Source organism: Nocardia sp. NBC_00511 (assembly GCF_045161165.1).
In the GTDB taxonomy this organism is placed as follows: domain Bacteria; phylum Actinomycetota; class Actinomycetes; order Mycobacteriales; family Mycobacteriaceae; genus Nocardia.
Map to the genome: position 1 here is coordinate 4,396,929 of NZ_CP107849.1, position 17,331 is coordinate 4,414,259.

Sequence of the window (17,331 nt, forward strand, 5' to 3'; positions counted from 1 at the left end):
CGCGCTTCGAACCATCCTTCTCCGAGCGAGTCCGACGATGGGTCGGACGCACCCGGGTTTTGCCGATCGCGACTACCCGTTCCGGCTCCGGCGCCGGTTGTAAATTGCCGACAATCTGCCCTTCATGATGACGGAGTTGGTCACCATCGCACAGCCCATCGACCGAGCCATGCTCGAAGCGGTCTTTCCGCCGAATCGATTGATCACATTGCCGGACGACGCACTGCAGGCGGTGACTCACTCGGCGACTCGAATCTTGCTGCGAGACATCGGCGTTCCCGCCCATGTCTGGCTCGATGCCAGCATGGGGCTCGAACTGGAACGGCCCAACTACGATTTCGAGGCCGTACATCCCGAGCAGGGCTACCTGCCCGGGGCCGAAGACCGGTTGCGTGAACTCATGAGGACGAGCGATCCGCTCGCCTTCGAGCCGCCCGATGCGGATTCCGAGTACGAGCCGGGCGAACCGACGTGGGAAATGGTACTTCGGCTTGTTGCGGAGAAGCTCCCGTAGTACGCACCGCCGATCAGTCCGGTCCGAGATCATCCGGCGCAGCGAATCACTGCCAGCCCCTGGTCCGAGAGCGCTCGCGCCCGGCCCGGCGCGGTAGTCCGGATCGGCGGCGTGGAATGCGCAGATTTGCCACCCGATTGCTGGACTCGAAAACTCGTCGGCGCGTCGCCGAACGACACGCAGAGCCAATTGCGCTGCTCCGGTGGCGAAGTAGTCAGATCCGTAGTCAGATCTTCGGTAAGGCCCGGTATCCGCTGGTAGTGACCTTGGTTGCGTCCGGTAGCCTGACCAGGCAAGCGAGTATCTGTCAGTAACTGGCGGTAACGCCTAACGTGTAACACTGGCGAAACACAGCCTTGATTGCAGGGAAACACCGCATCCATACCGTCTGGCAGCGACGAACCCATGCAGTCACCACTGGCTGGGAACCGATCCGTAAGGAGTACTAAGTGGCGTTCAGCACGGCCGACGAGGTCATCAAGTACATCAAGGAGGAGGAGGTCGAGTATGTAGACATTCGGTTCACCGACCTCCCCGGTGTGCAGCAGCACTTCTCGATCCCGGCGAAGGCGTTCACCGCTGACCTCGCCGAGGAAGGCCTCGCGTTCGACGGTTCGTCCGTCCGCGGCTTCCAGTCGATCGACGAGTCGGACATGCTGCTGCTGCCCGATTTCAGCACCGCTCGGATCGATCCTTTCCGTGCCGCGAAGACCCTGAACCTCAGCTTCTTCGTGCACGACCCGTTCACCCGTGAGGCGTACTCCCGCGACCCGCGCAACATCGCGCGCAAGGCCGAAGAGTACTTGCGCTCGACCGGCATCGCCGACACCTGCTACATCGGTGCCGAGGCCGAGTTCTACATCTTCGACTCGATCAGCTACGAGTCCAAGATGAACGGCGCCTTCTACGAGATCGACTCGATCTCGGCGTCCTGGAACACCGGCGCGCAGTTCAACTCCGACGGCACCCCGAACCGTGGCTACAAGGTTCGCCCCAAGGGTGGTTACTTCCCGGTCGCCCCGTACGACCACTACGTCGACCTGCGCGACAAGATCTCGACCAACCTGCAGAACGCGGGCTTCGAGCTGGAGCGCGGCCACCACGAGGTCGGCACCGCCGGTCAGGCCGAGATCAACTACCGCTTCAACTCCCTGCTGGGTGCGGCCGACGATCTGCAGCTGTTCAAGTACATCGTGAAGAACACCGCGTGGGCCGAGGGCAAGACGGTCACCTTCATGCCGAAGCCGCTGTTCGGCGACAACGGCTCGGGTATGCACGCCCACATGTCCCTGTGGAAGGACGGCAAGCCGCTGTTCCACGACGAGGCCGGTTACGCGGGCCTGTCGGACATCGCGCGTCACTACATCGGCGGCATCCTGCACCACGCCCCGTCGCTGCTGGCGTTCACCAACCCGACCGTCAACTCGTACCACCGTCTGGTGCCGGGCTACGAGGCCCCCATCAACCTGGTGTACTCGCAGCGCAACCGCTCTGCCGCGGTGCGTATCCCGATCACCGGCAGCAACCCGAAGGCCAAGCGCATCGAGTTCCGCGCGCCTGACTCCTCGGGTAACCCGTACCTGGCGTTCGCCGCCATGCTGATGGCCGGCCTGGACGGCGTCAAGCGCAAGATCGAGCCGTTGGCTCCGGTCGACAAGGACCTCTACGAGCTGCCGCCCGAGGAGGCCAAGAACATCCCGCAGGCCCCCACCTCGCTGGCGTCGGTCATCGACCGCCTCGAGGAAGACCACGACTACCTCACCGAGGGTGGCGTGTTCACCGAGGACCTGATCGAGACCTGGATCGACATCAAGCGCAACCAGGAGATCGCGCCCGTGAACCTGCGGCCGCACCCCTACGAGTTCGAGCTGTACTTCGACGTCTAAGTCGAAGCTCCGCAACGAATTTCACCGAAGCCCCGGCTGCCTGGCAGCCGGGGCTTCGGCCGTTTGGGGTGCGGTCGCCGGGCTCGAAGTTTCCGGCGCTCATATGCCGAGTGCTAATATGCCGAGGCGGGGTACGCGAAACCTGTTGACACATACAGAGATTCGCTCGATTCGATAGGGCACGTCCCGATGGACGGGGTACCGGTCCCGATGGACGGTCGGGGTCGGCCGTATCGACCGGGGCGGGTCCGAGCCTGGCTACCGTCTCGGCGATGAAACCATTTGCACGACTTAAAGTTTCGATTGCGGCATTGGCCGCGATAGCGATCGGCGCCTGCGGGACGACCATCGCGCACGCCCAGGGGGCTCCCACGCAGATCGTGTTGCAGGGGGCAGCCAATGTCCGGGATCTGGGCGGCTATCAGACCTACGACGGGGCCACCGTCAAGTCCGGCAAGATCATTCGGTCGGACGCGCTCGGGAAGCTGACCGCGGCCGACGTGCAGAAGCTGGGGTCGCTGAACCTGCAGCAGGTCATCGATTTCCGAACCCCGGCCGAGGTACAGGGGCTCGGGGCCGATGTGCTGCCGTCCGGGGTGCCGGGGGTGGCGCGCGCCATCGACGACACCGGCATGTTCCTGAAGATGTCGCAGGCGATCGGGTCGAAGGATCCGGAGGTGCAGCAGCAGATGCTCGGAAACGGTGCGGCCGAGCAGATCATGGCGGGGGTGTACAAGAGCTTCTTCTCCGCGGATTCGATGGCGAAGTTCGGGCAGACCGTCAAGGATCTGGCCGCCACCAAGAAGGCGACGCTGTTCCACTGCACGGCCGGGAAGGACCGGACCGGCTGGCTGTCGTATGTGGTGTTGCAGGCGGTCGGGGTGCCGGAAGCGGTTGCCCGGCAGGACTATCTGCTGTCCAACCAGTATCGGGCGGCGGCGGACGCGGCGACGCGGCAGCAGTTGCAGCAGGCCGGATACATGCAGAATCCGGATCTGCTGATCCCGTTGCAGACGGTCAGTGATCAGTATCTCGATGTCGCGGTGCAGCAGATGCAGTCGCAGTTCGGTGATCTCGGCAAGTATCTGACCAAGGGCCTCGGCGTGGATCCGGCGACGGTTCTACAGCTGCGCAAGAACCTGGTGAGCTGACTCGAGGCGGGGCCCTCCGAGCGGTCAGTGCATGACCGAGGTGAGGGCCCTCAGGTCCAGTTCGGCGTTGGTGTCCGACCAGCCGGAGGCGCGCAGTTCGTCCGGGGAACTGACGCCGAGGGCCTCGTGCAGGCCGACGGCCACCGAATGTGCGAGGGCCTCCAGGCCTTTCGCGGAGATGGGCCAGAACAGGGCGCGCCGCCAGTTCTCGACCTCGTGACTCAGTACGGGCGCGCGCCAGCCGAGTTCCCGCAGATGTTTGGCTGCGGCCTCCGGAATCGGTTCGGCCAGATAGGAATTGCCGGTGAGCTCGACCGATAGTTTGATGTCGAACTGGTGAAATTGCACATAGCGATTTCCGCTGGCGGCGATGATCAGCGTTGCGCGGGAGGGTAATTCCGCGAGACATCGCGCCAGCCCGTGAACGAACACGTCCCAGCCGGTTGCCACTGCCTGCTCGTTGCGCCCCCGGGTGCCCATCCTGGCCGATCATACGCCGTCCAGGGGAATGTGACACCGAATAGTTCTGGCGCACAGTCCGATCAGCGAAAACCGCGGCGGCGTCGACTGAGGTGGCCGCCGCGGTTTCCGGATGTCGGCTACCGCCGTCGGGGCCGCGGGGCGGTGCCGAGTATTGCGAGTGGAGTGCGGGCAATGTCACGCGCGTCCACGGATTCATACGTAAGCGAATGGCGGGCAACGAATTCCCGCATCCGGTTCCGCATCGAATCGAACGCGGCGATCGGCGTCTCGTGCGCGACCGCGGCCATTGCGTTCATTGCACTTTCCTCTCGTATTCGAGGGCACCCGGTTACCATTCTGTCAATCGAGTGCCTTTGTGGCCGTTAAACTCTGGTGAACAACACCGCACCGGCGAGCGGTCCGGCGGTCCCCGCCCCCGTCCTACGCCTGCGGCCGGGCCAACTCGGTGCTCTGCACGTGGGCACCGATGCGCGGTACCCCGTTCGCGCCGTTCCACGCACCCCGCGTCGATCCGAGCAACCGGTCGGTAAGCATCGCGAGCCGGGCCCGGGCCCGCGAATCGTCCACCGGCGCAGCCGCGGTGGAGGGCTCGCGGCCGTCGTAGTAGCCGCCGTTGCGCACCGGCCGTTCCGGCGGGCAGAACTCGGCGAGCAGGTCTGCTGTCTCGTCGGGACGCCTGCCACCGGCTCCGTAGACGCGCGCCAGCGGGGTGGCCACCGTCCCCGGATTCACGCTGATGGCGCTGAGTTCACCGTGCTCGCGCTCGGCGAAGGTGCGGGTGAACATGGCCAGCGCCAGCTTGGACTGGCTGTACACCGCCTGCGGCAGGTAGAAACCCTTGCGCGCCGGATCGTTCCAGCCGATGGCGCCGGCGCGGTGCAGCTCCGACGCGACGTTGACCACGCGCCCGCCCACCGAGCCCAGCGATCCGGCCAGCGCCCGGGTCAGCAGCACCGGCGCGAGATAGTTGACCTGGAAGGTGATCTCGTGACCGTCCTCGGTGAGGGTGCGGTCCTGCGGGCTCTCGATGGCCGCGTTGTTCACCAGCACGTCCAGACCGGGCACGGTGCGGATGACTTTCGCGGCGAGCGCGCGTACCTCGCTCAACCGCCGGAAATCGGCGACGAGCAGCTGTAGCCGAAATGGTTCGACACCGTCTTTCACCAATTCACCCAGTGCGATATCGCCTTCGGAGTGGGTTCGCGCGTGCATCAGCACGGTGGCTCCGTCGTCGGCGAGACGACGGGCGAGCGCGAATCCGATTCCCGACGTCGCGCCGGTCACCAGCACGGTGCGCGAGGGGTGCGCGAATACAGCCATGATTGATCCACCAAATAGGTTGTGACACTGCGAATCAGGCCACGGGAAATGGGGCCGGTGTGCAGTGCGTGAGTCGGAGTGTGATCGCCTGATTGCGAACCGCTGGCACCGCTGAAATACCCGAGAATCAGGGGTGCGACGAACGCCGTCGAGGTGGTTCGCCGTCGCGACGGGAATGGTGCCGGAACATATCTACAGCACACCTCGAGCGCCGCGGCGGGCACAAGATTCCTTTACACGGTTTTACGGAACCTTGGCGGTGCCGGCGCACCCGGGCGGACGCCCGGTTCTCAACCGCCGGGGCGTAGGTTGATCGGCATGGCGGCACCCAGGCACCCGGCACCCACGCCGGTCACCCAGCAGCTGGCCGCCGCCTGCCAGCCCGAGGTCAACGCGCTGACCAAGCGGCTGATCGCGGCCATCTTCACCGACAACCCCGAGTGGACCGACTACACGGCGGTGCCGCGCGCCGATCTGCGCGACGGCTGCCGCCGCTACCTGACCCGGATCCTGTATCGGCTCGGCGGCCAGCAACCCGATCCGGAGGGTGACGATGTGGCCGCCGCCATCGGCCGCCACCGCGCCGAGCAGGGCGTGCCGCTGGAGGCGATGCTGCGCACCTTCCGGCTGGGCGGCCAGATCGTGTGGGAAGCGCTGCTGGACAAGGCCGGTGACATCGGCGCGGGCGAGATCCGCATGGTCGGATCGGCCATGTGGGCGGTGGTGGACGGCATGTCCTCGGCGCTGGTCACCTCGTATCGCAATACCGAATTGGATCGGGTGCGCAGCGACGAGCGTCGCCGCCATTCGCTGATCGAGGATCTGCTGGCCGGGCGCGCGCACGACGCGACGTTCGCGGCGCGGGCCGGGCGCGAGCTGAATCTGCCCGCGCAGGGCGCGTATCTGGTGGTGGTCGCGCACGGCAGCGACGGCCCGCCGCTGCACGTGGGCGCGGAGGCGACGCTGGCGGCGACCGGAATCCGCTCGGTGTGGCACGACCGGGTGGATTCCACGGTGGGCCTGGTGTCGATGGAGCAGCGCGGCAGTTCGGCTGTGCTGCAACAGCTTCGGCCGTTGATCCGGGGCCGGGCGGGGGTCTCCCCCGCGGTGAGCGGGCTGGCCGGCATCGATACCGCGCACGGTCTGGCGGCGCTCGCGCTCGAGACGGTGCCGGGCGCGGACGCGGGCCTGCTGGTGTCGCTGGACGCCCGCTACCCGGAGGCGCTGCTGCTGCGCTCCCCCGATCTCACCGAACTGCTGGTGTCGCGCACCCTCGGCCCGGTGCTCGAACTGCCCGCCAAGGAACGCGACATTCTGCTGCGCACGCTGAGCGTGTGGCTGGCCGAGAACTGCTCGGCCGCCAATGCCGCGCCGCTGCTGCACTGCCATCGCAACACGATCATCAACCGGCTGCAGCGCATCACCCTGCTGCTGGGCCGCCCGCTGGAGGGGCAACGCTCCTACCTGGAAATTTCGCTCGCGCTGGCGGCGCTGGAGCTGGACGGTCCCGACCGCGACTGAGCCGTCCGGAGCACGCTACTCGGCGGTACAAATTGTGCGCTGCGCCCATTCCAATCCAAAGATATATGGGCTATCAGGGCATTGATTGTGCATTTGGTGACCGCGAGACTCGATCGCAATGACCCGCATCACAACCGACGCATGGGTCTGTATCGAGATGAGGAGCACCACGAGTGCCGGAATTCGATCTGCTGGTGATCGGCGGCGGCCCCGGCGGCTATGTCGCCGCCATCCGCGGCGCGCAACGCGGCCTGAAGGTGGCCGTGGTGGAGAAGGAACGTCCGGGCGGCGTCTGCCTGAACTGGGGCTGCATTCCGACCAAGGCCATGCTGCGTTCCGCCGAGGTGTTCGAAACCCTCAGCCACGCCGCTGATTTCGGTGTCTACGCCGACAATGTGCGCTTCGATTTCGGCGCCGTGCGCCAGCGCAAGGACGGCATCGTCAAGGAACTCACCGATGGTGTCGCGGGCCTGCTGAAGGCCAACGGCGTCACGGTCATCGAGGGCCACGCCACCTTCACCGGCCCCACCACCGTCGAGGTGCGCGAGGCCGGTCCGTCGCCGATCTTCGACGGCGGCCCCCGCTACGCCGCCGCCCCGACCGCCACCGCGATCCGCACCGTGAGCGCGACCGATGTCATCGTCGCGACCGGTTCGGTGCCCGCGCTGCTGCCCGTGCCGGGCGCGGATCTGCCGGGCGTGATCACCTCCGACGGCGCGTTCGGTCTCACCGAGGTGCCCAAGCGGCTGGTCGTCATCGGCGGCAGCGCGGTCGGCGCGGAATGGGCCAGCCTGTTCCACACCTTCGGCACCGACGTCACCGTCGTCGAGATGCAGGATCGCCTGGTTCCGTTGGAGGACAAGGAGATCGGGACCGCCCTGGGCCGCAGCTTCGGCAAGCGCGGCATCACGGTGCTGACCGGTTCCACCGTCACCGGCATCGCACCGGGTGACGACGCGCTGCGCGTCACCGTCGGCGGCCCGCAGGCGCGGGAGCTCGACGCGGACGTGGTGCTGGTCGGCGTCGGCCGCCGCCCCAACACCGCCGCCCTCGGCCTGGATGTCGCCGGAATCGCCACCGATGCACGGGGTTTCATCCCCGTCGACGGTCAGCTGCGCACCGCTGTCGAGCACGTGTACGCCATCGGCGATGTCACCGGCAAGGCGCTGCTCGCGCACGTCGCCTCACATCAGGGCCTGACCGCCGCCGACGCCGTCGCCGGGCTGGACGCCCACATCGACTACACGGTGATCCCGGCCGCGACCTTCACCCACCCGGAGATCGCCTCCGTCGGCCTGTCCGAGGACGCCGCCCGCGGCGCCGGGCACGAGATCGTCACCGCCAAGTTCCCGTTCGCGGCACTGGGCCGGGCCAAGACCTTCGGCGAGACCGAGGGCTTCGTGAAGATCGTCGCCGGAGCCAAGCATCAGGAGGTGCTCGGCGTGCACATCATCGGCCCGTCGGCCAGCGACCTGATCACCGAAGGGGCCCTGGCGATTTCGCTGGAGGCGACCCTCGAAGAGCTCGCCGACACCATTCACGCCCACCCCACCCTCGGCGAAATCGGCATGGAGACCGCCCTCGCCGGGCTGGGCCTGCCGGTACACATCGCGCCGCCCCGGAAGCGTTGAGGAGTTCCATCATGACCACCACCACCGCCGCCCCGCGCAAGGGCGCTCGCAAGACGAGCCGCCCGGCCGGGGTATCGCACGCCGATGCCGCCGTAGCCGAAACCCTGCTCGGCGGAACCGATTTCGGTGGCGTGGACGCCGCCGAACTGCGCGAGCTCTACACCGACATGCTGTTCATCCGCCGCTTCGAGGAGCGGACGGCGCAGGCCTACCAGCAGGCCAAGATCGGCGGCTACTGCCACCTCAACCTGGGTGAGGAAGCCACCGTCGTCGGCGTCGGAAAGGCCATGCGGCCCACCGACTACCTGTTCACCAACTACCGCGAGCACGGCTACGCGCTGGCCAAGGGCATCGAGCCCGGTCGCGTGATGGCCGAGCTGTACGGCCGCTCCACCGGCACCTCAAAGGGCTGGGGCGGGTCGATGCACATGTACGACACCCAGACCCGGCTGCTCGGCGGCTACGCCATCGTCGGCGGCCAGGTGCCGCTGGCCGTGGGCGCGGCGCTGGCCATCGACTACCGCGACGGCGACGACGTGGTGGTGTGCCAGATGGGCGAGGGCACAACGAATATCGGCGCGTTCCACGAGTCGCTGAACATCGCGGCGCTGTGGAATCTGCCCATCGTGTTCCTGGTGATCAACAACCAGACCGGCATGGGCACCACCGTCGACAAGTCCTCGGCCGAACCGGATCTGTGGAAGCGGGCCGCCGCCTACCGCATGCGCGGCGAGCGCGTGGACGGCACCGACGTGCTGGCCGTGCGCGAGGTGGCGAGCGATCTCATCGAAACCGCCCGGCGCGAAGGCAAACCCGCGCTGCTGGAGGCGGTCTCCTACCGGCTCAAGGGCCACTCGGTGGTCGACCCGGCCAAGTACCGCAGCGAGGAGACGGTCGCCGAGGTCCGCGAGCACGACCCGGTCGCGCTGTGGCACAACCGGCTGCTCGAAGCCGGAGTGCTCTCCGAGGACTCCGCCAAGGCCATCGAGGCCGATGTGGCCGAACGCGTCAAGGCCGCAGTCGATTTCGCCGACTCGAGCCCGCACCCGGACCCGGCCACCCTGTTCGACTACAACTACGCGACCCCGGTGCACGGCGATTCCCGACGCCTGCCCGCGGATCCGCTCTTCACCGTTTAAGGACATCACTGTGGCTGTCATGACCTACCGTGAAGCGCTGCGCGAGACCCTCCGCGAGGAGATGCGGCGCGACGACGACGTCTTCCTCATCGGAGAAGAGATCGGCGTCTTCGAGGGCTCCTACAAGATCACCGCGGGCCTGCTGGCCGAGTTCGGCGAGAAGCGGGTGCGCGACACCCCGATCGCCGAAGAGGGTTTCGTGGGCGCGGCCATCGGCGCGGCCATGCTGGGCCTGCGCCCGGTGGTCGAGCTGATGACCATCAACTTCTCCCTGCTGGCACTGGACCAGATCGTCAACCACGCCGCCAAGATCTACGGCATGTTCGGCGGGCAGACCAACGTGCCCATGGTCATCCGCACCCCGGGTGGCGGCGGGCAGCAGCTGGGCGCGACGCATTCGCAGAACATCGAGCTGTACTACGCGTTCGTCCCCGGCCTGAAGGTGGTCGCGCCCAGCACGCCCGCCGACGCCAAGGCGCTGCTCAAGGCCGCCATCGACGACGACGATCCGGTGCTGTTCCTGGAGAACCTGTCGCTCTACAACACCAAGGGCGAAGTGCCGGACGATCTTCCGGCCGCCGAGCTCGGCAAGGCCGCGGTCACCCGCGAGGGCACCGACATCACCCTGATCGGCTACTCCCGGATGGCGACCGTCTGCACCCAGGTCGCGGAAAAGCTTGCCGCCGAGGGCATCTCGGCGGAGGTCGTGGACCTCCGCAGCCTGCGTCCACTGGACCGCGACACCATCGTGGCGTCCGCCAAGAAGACCGGCGCGGTCGTGATCGGCGAGGACGACTGGCTGACCTACGGCATCGGCGCGGAGGTGGCCGCGTCCATCTCCGACGGCGCGTTCGACTACCTCGACGCCCCCGTGCGCCGGGTGGCGATGGCCGAGGTGCCGCTGCCCTACGCCAAGCCGCTCGAGCGGCTGGCGCTGCCGTCGGCCGAATCCCTGTACACCGCCGCCCTCGAAACCCTTGCCGCCGTGGGCAAGCGCCGCCGCTGAGAACCGGAAGGAATCATGCCTGAAATCACCATGCCCCGGCTCTCCGACACCATGGAGGAGGGCGTCGTCGCGTCCTGGCTCAAGCAGGTCGGCGACCAGATCAAGGCGGGCGAGATCGTCGCCGAGATCGAGACCGACAAGGCGCTCATGGAGCTCGAGGCGTACGAGGACGGCGTCCTCGAGCGGATCATCGCCGCGCCCGGCACCACCGTCGCCATCGGTGAGCCGATCGCCATCCTCGGCGACGGCAGTGGCACGTCGGCGACTCCGGCCCCGGCCGCCGCGGCTCCCGCTGCTATGGCTCCGGCTGCACCGGCCCAGCCCGCAAGCCCTGTCGCACAGCCCGATTCGACTCCGGCCGTCGCGAACGGCAACGCCCCCACCGCATCCGGTGAGCGGCTGAAGTCGTCTCCCCTGGCCCGCAAGATCGCCAAGGAGATCGGCGTCGACATCGCGACCGTGACCGGCTCCGGCCCCGGCGGACGCATCACGAAGGTCGATGTCGAATCCGCCGGTCGCACACCGGCTCCGGCCGCACCCGCTGCCCCGGTCGCCCCGGCCCCGGTAGCCGCTGCGCCGGCCCAGGCTCCCGCGACCGGCGGCTACGAGGAGATCGCGCTCACCAACATCCAGCGTGTCTCCGCGCAGCGTCTCACCGAGTCCAAGCAGCAGGCCCCGCACATCTACCTCACCAGTGCGATCGACGTGACCGAGTTGCTGGCCTTCCGCGGTCAGATCAACAAGACCCTCGAGGAGTCCGGCGCGGGCAAGGTCAGCGTCAACGACCTGCTGATCAAGGCGGTCGCGACCACGCTGCGCCAGGATTCGTCGGTGAACGTCAGCTTCGCGGGCGACAAGCTGTTGCGGCACAAGGCGATCAATATCGGCATCGCGGTGGCAACCGAGGCGGGCCTGTTCGTCCCCGTCATCCACGACGCGGACCGCAAGTCGCTCTCGGCGATCGCCGCGGAGGGCCGCGACAAGGCGCTGCGCGCCCGTGATCGCAAACTGCGCGGTGACGACATGTCCGGTGGCACCTTCACCATCTCGAATCTGGGCATGTTCGGTATCGAGCAGTTCACCGCCGTGATCAACCCGCCGGAGTCGGCGATCCTCGCGGTCGGCGCGGCTCAGGACGAGTTGAAGCTGGACGGCGAGAAGGTGGTGGCGCGAAAGATCCTGCGCGTCACGCTGTCCGCCGATCACCGGTCCATCGACGGTGCCGTCGCGGCTCGATTCCTGCAGCAGCTCAAAGCGATCGTGGAGCAGCCGCTGCGCATCGTGACCTAGTCGCGAACCCTCGTGACGCCCGCGCGCGTCACGTCTCGATCCGCCGTCCGAACCTTTGATCCGGGGTCGGAACGACGGTGCCCACTGTTCCGGGCGCTCGGTGCAACCCATGCCACGCCGAGCGCCGGGACGCCGCAGGTACTCACCCGGCGGTGGGCACGAAGAACGCCGGATGGTGTGCACCGGACTTACCCGGCCGGTGCACACCATCCGGCTTTTTCGTGTCCGGAAACATCCATTGCCAGCAGGTCGACATGATGAGAAGATTTGACCATAATCCTCTCACCCTGTCGCCGTGGCCGCGACAGGGCCGGTCGATCAAAGGAGATCCACCATGACCGCCGCCGTCGCGCCCGTCCCCGCCAGCAGGGCACCGCGTCCCGAGCGCCGCCCGTTCGGGCCCGGCAGCCGGATGTGGGAGGACACCGGGCTGGTCACCTTCTCCCTCACCGCCGGCTCGGCGTTCCTGCTGCAGACCATGGAACCCTCCATCGCCGCCGTCGTCGACGAGCACTCGACCTTCCGCACCGACCCGATGGGCCGCGCGGCCCGCAGCATCTCCTCGGTCATGATGTGGATCTACGGCGGCGAGGACGCCCTCGCCGAAGCCGACCGGCTGCGCACCATGCACGCCACCCTGAACTCCACCGACGCGGGCGGCGTCAAACACCAAGCCCTCTCCGCCGGGCCGTGGGCATGGGTGCTGCACACCGCCATTCACGCCTTCACCGAGGGCAACCGGTACTTCTCCGCCGACCGCCTCACCGAGGCCGAGAAGGAGTCCTACTACCAGGAGGTCGTGCAGTTGATGCGCAACTTCTCGGTGGCGCCCAAGGAGATTCCGGCCACCTACGCCGAATGGGTGCCCTGGTTCGAGGATCAGGTCGAAAACCACCTGGTGGCAACCAATGTCGCCTACGACTACCTGAAGGTGATCCGGAAGATCGCCCCGCCCAAGCAGATCCCCGCCCCGCTGCGCCCGGTCTGGCGCGCCGCCACCCGCCCGGTCGGCGGCCTCCAGTACTTCTTCACCGTCGGCACCACCCCCGAATCGATCCGCGACCGCCTCGGCCTGGAATGGACCGCCCGCGACGAACGCACCCTGCGCGCCCTGGGCTGGGTCATCGGCCGCACCGTCCCCGCCCTGCCCGAACGCGTCCGCTACTTCCCCATCGCCTACGAGGCCCGCCGCCTGGAGCGCGACCGCGCCCGCCTGCGCCGCATCATCGCCATCCGCCCCGTCTGATCGAGATCAAGGAGCTGTCACCGCGTGAATTCGGACGAAATTTCACGCTGACAGCTCCTTGATCTTGGAGTGTTACAACCTGGTTCCGGGGGCTGGCCGGAACCGCCGCGGCAGACCAAGGTCGAATAGTGATCATGCGGAAGGTGTTGTGGCGTGCTGTGGTGTGCGCGCTGTTGGTGGCGGGGGTTGTGGCGGTGCCGGGGCAGGCGGGGGCGGATGCGCAGTTCCAGTGGCGGGAGGAGTTCATCACCTCGCCGGATGGGACGCGGTTGCACGTGGATGTGCTGCGGCCCGCGGGAATCGCCGACGATGTGCGCACCCCGGTGGTGATGACGGTGAGCCCGTATCGGGCGCACCTGATGCGGTTGACGCTGCCGCGGCCGCAGGGCGGGCCGTCCACCGGCGACCTGCCGGTCGACATGTTCCTGCAAGCCGGATACACCTATGTGATCGTGGATCTGCGCGGGTTCGGCGGCTCCAACGGGTGCCCGGATTACGGCGGGCCGGGTGAACGCTCGGATGTGAAGACGGCCGTGGAATGGGCTGCGGCCCAACCCTGGTCGAGCGGGCGGGTGGGCCTCGAGGGCGTGTCCTACGAGGCGTGGACCGGGTTGATGGGGTTGGCCGAGCACCCGAACGGGCTGGCCGCGGTGGCCGCGTTCGAGCCGGTGCCCGATCCCAACTCGTACCTGTACATGCAGGGCATCGCGTGGAAGTTCTCGCTGAAACCGATCAGCGAGGACGGTTTCCGGCCCGGCGACATGGCCGGATTCGAACATCTGCTGATCGCGACCACACCCGCGTACCCGACCGATTCGGCAGAGTACAAGGCCAACGCATCGAGCATCGATCCGGCCTGCTACGCCCACTACCTGGCCGAAACCACCAACCACGACGCGAATTCCGACTGGTGGCGCGACCGCGACCTGATGGACAAGGTGCGCGGCAACACCACTCCGCTGTTCCTCGGACAGGGGTTCCTGGACTACAACACGCGCGCGGATCGCATCATCCAGATGTGGAACGAGCTCGGGCCCGGCGAGCACAAGGCCTGGTTCGGGCAGTGGGGGCATCAGGATTGCAGCAGTGGTTGCGGCACACCGCAATTCGACTCAGAGCTGCTGGCGTTCTTCGATCGGCACGTCGCGGGCAAGGACATCACGGTGCCGGGGCCGCGCGTCACGGTCGGCTCGTTCGACGGACGCTATCGCTCGGAGGCGGCGTGGCCGTCCGCCGACACCCGGACGCTGCCCGTCGACCTGAACACCGGGCGCTACAACGACCGCGGGCTGACTCCCGGCGCGGATCGTGAGATCTGGACCGTCACCCAGCCGCTCGACGCCGATCAGCACCTGTCCGGAACCACCACCGCCACCCTCACCCTCGACGGCCCGCCGCAGGCCACGGTCACCGTGGAGGTCTACGACATCGCGCCCGACGGCCGGGCCACCGTCGTCACCCGGGGTATCGCCCCGGTCACGCCGACCGCGCAGGTCCGGCTGCTGGCCCAGGACTGGCCGATCGCCGCCGGGCACCGGCTGGGCTTCCGGATCACCGATGTGGTGGACGACGTCTGGTCGCACACTCCGGCCTTCGCTCCGGTCACCGTCACCGCGGCCCGGGTGGACGTGCCGCTGCTCGGCATCGTGCGCACCCCGGACCTGCCGGGCGGTGAAACCGACTCGATTCCCAAGTGGCGAAACCGCAAGACCATCCCCCTCGCCCCCGATCTGCTGAACAATGCGAGGGTGACCGTCGACTTCCCGACCAGGACCGGTGGCTGATGACCCGCAGCGCGCAGAGCCCCGCGGCGGCCGTCGACGACGCCACTGCGGAACGCCTCGCGGCCGCCCTGCGCTGCCGCACGGTGTCGCACGAGGAACCCGAGCGCATCGACTACACCGAATTCGATCGGCTGCTCGCCCATCTGGAGCAGGCCTACCCCTTGGTGCACACCCATCTCGCGTGGGAATCCTTCGGGCACAGCCGCCTGTACCGCTGGCAGGGCAGCGCCGACACCGGCACGGCCGGGGCGATTCTGCTGGCGCACATGGACGTGGTGCCGGTCGACGGGGCCGAGGGGTGGACGCATCCGCCGTTCGACGGCGTGGTGGACAGCGAATTCGTCTGGGGCCGTGGAGCTATCGACGACAAGAGCCGAGTGCTGGCCATCCTGGAGGCAGTCGAGCAGGCGTTGACCGAAGGCGTAACCCCCAGGGAGACGGTGTATCTCGCGTTCGGTCACGACGAGGAGATCTTCGGCAGCGACGGGGCGGCGCGGATGGCGCAGCGGCTGCGCGAGACCGGGGTCCGGGCCCGGCTGCTGATCGACGAGGGCGGCGTGATCACCTCCGGGATCGCCGACGGCATCGACGTACCGGTGGCCACGATCATGGTGGGCGAGAAGGGTTTCGCGACCGTGCGACTGTCGGTGTCGGATGTCGGCGGGCATTCGTCGATGCCGGGGCGGCAGACGGCGGTGGGACGGCTGGCTCGCGCGGTGGCCCGGATTCAGGACCATCCGTTCCCGGTGCGGCTGACCCCGGTGACGGTGGACATGGTCACCCGGCTGCGCGGTTTCATGGCGCAGCCGCGCCGCGGTGGACTGAGTCTGCTGCGGGTGGCCGGGCCGGTGGTGGCGCGGGTGATCGCGATGAATCCGACCTCGGAGGCGATGGTGCGCACCACCACCGCGCCGACCGTGATCAAGGGCGGCGTCAAACCGAATGTGCTGCCGCAGCTCGCCGAGGCATTCGTGAATTTCCGTATCCTGCCCGGTGATTCGGTCGCGGACGTGCTGGCGCACTGCCGCCGGGTGGTGCGCGACGACGTGGTGCGCATCGAACTCGACGGCGTCGCCTCCGAACCGTCGCGGGAACCGGCCGCCGGACCCGACTTCGAGGTGGTCGCGGAATTGGCGCGGCAGTTGGTGCCGGGTGTCGCGGTCACCGTCGGCATCGTTCCGGGCGCGACGGATTCGCGCTACTACGACGATCTGGCCGTCACCCGGTGCAACTTCGCACCCATCGTGCTGACCGCCGCCGACCTCGATCGCATCCACGGCACCGACGAACGCATCTCCCGCACCGACTACGCGCGGCTGATCCGCTTCAACCGGCTGCTCGTCGACCGCCTCGCCGCGCAGGTGTGATCAACCACCGTGCGGGTGTCGCCCGGCGCTGGAAAGTACGCGGCGAATCGGGCTGATCCGACATGCCGGGCATGCCATGCGCGAGAATGGCTGCGCCGGTTCACCCGGCAGTGACCTCGATCCGAAGGGAGCAGGCGATGACCCGCAACGAGACCGGTGAGTTCCAGGGCACGGGTGGCCGCGTGTTCTGGCAGGCGTGGCTGCCGGACGGCGCGCCGCGGGCGGTCGCGGTGGTGGTGCACGGGTACGCGGAGCATTCCGGGCGGTATGCGCACGTGGCCGAGCGGCTGGTGGAGTCCGGGATCGCGGTGTACGCCCTCGACCACATCGGGCACGGCCGATCGGAAGGTCCGCGCGCCAATATCGGATCGCTCGACGGTGCCGCCGACAATGTGCAGACGCTGCTGGACCTCGCCGGCGAACGCAATCCGGGCCTGCCGCGCTTCGTGATCGGGCACAGCATGGGCGGGCTCACCACCGCCTACCTCGCCACCCGTGCTCCCCTCGACGTGACCGGGGTGGTGCTGTCGGGCCCGGCCATCGACATCGCGGCGGGCAATGCGATCCAGCGCCTGGCCGCGCCGCTGGTCTCCCGGTACCTGCCGAATCTGCCCGTGCTGAAGCTGGATTCGAAGCTGGTCAGCCGCGACCCCGCGGTGGTGCGCGCCTACGACGAGGATCCGCTGGTGCATCACGGCGGCGTCCCCGCTCGCACCGGCGGCGAGATGCTGCGCGCCGGCGAGTTCGTCAAGGCGCACCTGGACCGCCTCACCGCGCCCCTGCTCGTGCAGCACGGCACCGCCGACGGCCTGGCCTCCCCCACCGGTTCGGACCTGGTCGAGAAGTACGCGGGCGCCACCGACAAGACGGTCATCCGCTACCCCGGCCTCTACCACGAGATCTACAACGAGCCCGAGCAGGACAAGGTGCTCTCCGACCTGGTGAACTGGCTCGAGGCGCACCTCCCGGCGGCCTGATCGCGACGCGGCGAAT

The 17,331-nt window shown here is 67.9% G+C and carries 14 protein-coding genes; 12 read left to right on the plus strand and 2 right to left on the minus strand.

The genetic code is table 11. The features are described 5' to 3' along the window. The first annotated feature begins 124 nt into the window (after positions 1 to 124). From OG300_RS20755 to OG300_RS20765, 3 genes are all read left to right on the plus strand, one after another. A complete protein-coding gene (locus tag OG300_RS20755) occupies positions 125 to 514 on the plus strand; it encodes an SUKH-4 family immunity protein (protein ID WP_405498404.1) in 390 nt (129 codons plus the stop codon). Positions 515 to 963: 449 nt separating this feature from the next. Continuing rightward, positions 964 to 2,400, plus strand: coding sequence for a type I glutamate--ammonia ligase (glnA, locus tag OG300_RS20760; protein ID WP_405498406.1), 1,437 nt, complete (start codon positions 964 to 966; stop codon positions 2,398 to 2,400). A gap of 311 nt (positions 2,401 to 2,711) precedes the next feature. Further along, the gene (locus OG300_RS20765; RefSeq protein ID WP_405498408.1) at positions 2,712 to 3,551 is read left to right on the plus strand and encodes a tyrosine-protein phosphatase; all 840 of its coding nucleotides are present in this window, start codon (positions 2,712 to 2,714) and stop codon (positions 3,549 to 3,551) included. A gap of 24 nt (positions 3,552 to 3,575) precedes the next feature. Here the strand turns inward: OG300_RS20765 and OG300_RS20770 are convergent, their stop codons facing one another. Both OG300_RS20770 and OG300_RS20775 read right to left on the minus strand, forming a co-directional pair. Further along, complete coding sequence (locus OG300_RS20770) at positions 3,576 to 4,031, minus strand: TY-Chap domain-containing protein (protein ID WP_405498410.1); 456 nt, start codon at positions 4,029 to 4,031, stop codon at positions 3,576 to 3,578. A 423-nt stretch (positions 4,032 to 4,454) separates the two neighbouring features. After that, positions 4,455 to 5,354 carry an SDR family NAD(P)-dependent oxidoreductase gene (locus OG300_RS20775; protein ID WP_405498412.1) on the minus strand — a complete coding sequence of 300 codons (900 nt, stop codon included), beginning with the start codon at positions 5,352 to 5,354 and terminating at the stop codon, positions 4,455 to 4,457. Positions 5,355 to 5,672: 318 nt separating this feature from the next. On the opposite strand from OG300_RS20775, the gene OG300_RS20780 reads away from it, so the two are divergent. From OG300_RS20780 to OG300_RS20820, 9 genes are all read left to right on the plus strand, one after another. After that, on the plus strand, positions 5,673 to 6,875 hold the full coding sequence (locus OG300_RS20780) for a PucR family transcriptional regulator (RefSeq protein WP_405498414.1): 1,203 nt from the start codon (positions 5,673 to 5,675) through the stop codon (positions 6,873 to 6,875). 173 nt (positions 6,876 to 7,048) lie between these two features. Then, on the plus strand, positions 7,049 to 8,506 hold the full coding sequence (gene lpdA, locus OG300_RS20785) for a dihydrolipoyl dehydrogenase (protein ID WP_405498416.1): 1,458 nt from the start codon (positions 7,049 to 7,051) through the stop codon (positions 8,504 to 8,506). 11 nt (positions 8,507 to 8,517) lie between these two features. Continuing rightward, positions 8,518 to 9,645, plus strand: coding sequence for a pyruvate dehydrogenase (acetyl-transferring) E1 component subunit alpha (gene pdhA, locus OG300_RS20790; RefSeq protein WP_405498418.1), 1,128 nt, complete (start codon positions 8,518 to 8,520; stop codon positions 9,643 to 9,645). A 19-nt stretch (positions 9,646 to 9,664) separates the two neighbouring features. Continuing rightward, the gene (locus OG300_RS20795; RefSeq protein ID WP_405498420.1) at positions 9,665 to 10,651 is read left to right on the plus strand and encodes an alpha-ketoacid dehydrogenase subunit beta; all 987 of its coding nucleotides are present in this window, start codon (positions 9,665 to 9,667) and stop codon (positions 10,649 to 10,651) included. 15 nt (positions 10,652 to 10,666) lie between these two features. Further along, positions 10,667 to 11,941 (plus strand): dihydrolipoamide acetyltransferase family protein, encoded by a 1,275-nt coding sequence (locus tag OG300_RS20800; protein WP_405498422.1) that lies wholly within the window; start codon positions 10,667 to 10,669, stop codon positions 11,939 to 11,941. Positions 11,942 to 12,275: 334 nt separating this feature from the next. Further along, positions 12,276 to 13,187, plus strand: coding sequence for an oxygenase MpaB family protein (locus OG300_RS20805; protein WP_405498423.1), 912 nt, complete (start codon positions 12,276 to 12,278; stop codon positions 13,185 to 13,187). A gap of 134 nt (positions 13,188 to 13,321) precedes the next feature. After that, positions 13,322 to 14,971, plus strand: coding sequence for a CocE/NonD family hydrolase (locus tag OG300_RS20810; RefSeq protein WP_405498424.1), 1,650 nt, complete (start codon positions 13,322 to 13,324; stop codon positions 14,969 to 14,971). Then, the gene (locus tag OG300_RS20815) at positions 14,971 to 16,338 is read left to right on the plus strand and encodes a M20/M25/M40 family metallo-hydrolase (protein WP_405498425.1); all 1,368 of its coding nucleotides are present in this window, start codon (positions 14,971 to 14,973) and stop codon (positions 16,336 to 16,338) included. The genes OG300_RS20810 and OG300_RS20815 overlap by 1 nt, the downstream gene beginning before the upstream one ends. 137 nt (positions 16,339 to 16,475) lie before the next feature. Continuing rightward, positions 16,476 to 17,315, plus strand: coding sequence for an alpha/beta hydrolase (locus OG300_RS20820; RefSeq protein ID WP_405498426.1), 840 nt, complete (start codon positions 16,476 to 16,478; stop codon positions 17,313 to 17,315). The last annotated feature ends 16 nt before the right edge of the window (positions 17,316 to 17,331 follow it).

Excerpts from the sequence above, each read along its gene's own strand:
- pdhA (WP_405498418.1), top strand. The coding sequence starts at position 8,518 with ATGACCACCACCACCGCCGCCCCGCGCAAGGGCGCTCGCAAGACGAGC.
- OG300_RS20805 (WP_405498423.1), top strand. The coding sequence starts at position 12,276 with ATGACCGCCGCCGTCGCGCCCGTCCCCGCCAGCAGGGCACCGCGTCCC.
- OG300_RS20755 (WP_405498404.1), top strand. The coding sequence starts at position 125 with ATGATGACGGAGTTGGTCACCATCGCACAGCCCATCGACCGAGCCATG.
- OG300_RS20775 (WP_405498412.1), bottom strand. The coding sequence starts at position 5,354 with ATGGCTGTATTCGCGCACCCCTCGCGCACCGTGCTGGTGACCGGCGCG.
- OG300_RS20780 (WP_405498414.1), top strand. The coding sequence starts at position 5,673 with ATGGCGGCACCCAGGCACCCGGCACCCACGCCGGTCACCCAGCAGCTG.
- OG300_RS20770 (WP_405498410.1), bottom strand. The coding sequence starts at position 4,031 with ATGGGCACCCGGGGGCGCAACGAGCAGGCAGTGGCAACCGGCTGGGAC.
- OG300_RS20820 (WP_405498426.1), top strand. The coding sequence starts at position 16,476 with ATGACCCGCAACGAGACCGGTGAGTTCCAGGGCACGGGTGGCCGCGTG.
- OG300_RS20815 (WP_405498425.1), top strand. The coding sequence starts at position 14,971 with ATGACCCGCAGCGCGCAGAGCCCCGCGGCGGCCGTCGACGACGCCACT.
- OG300_RS20800 (WP_405498422.1), top strand. The coding sequence starts at position 10,667 with ATGCCTGAAATCACCATGCCCCGGCTCTCCGACACCATGGAGGAGGGC.
- OG300_RS20795 (WP_405498420.1), top strand. The coding sequence starts at position 9,665 with ATGACCTACCGTGAAGCGCTGCGCGAGACCCTCCGCGAGGAGATGCGG.
- OG300_RS20810 (WP_405498424.1), top strand. The coding sequence starts at position 13,322 with ATGCGGAAGGTGTTGTGGCGTGCTGTGGTGTGCGCGCTGTTGGTGGCG.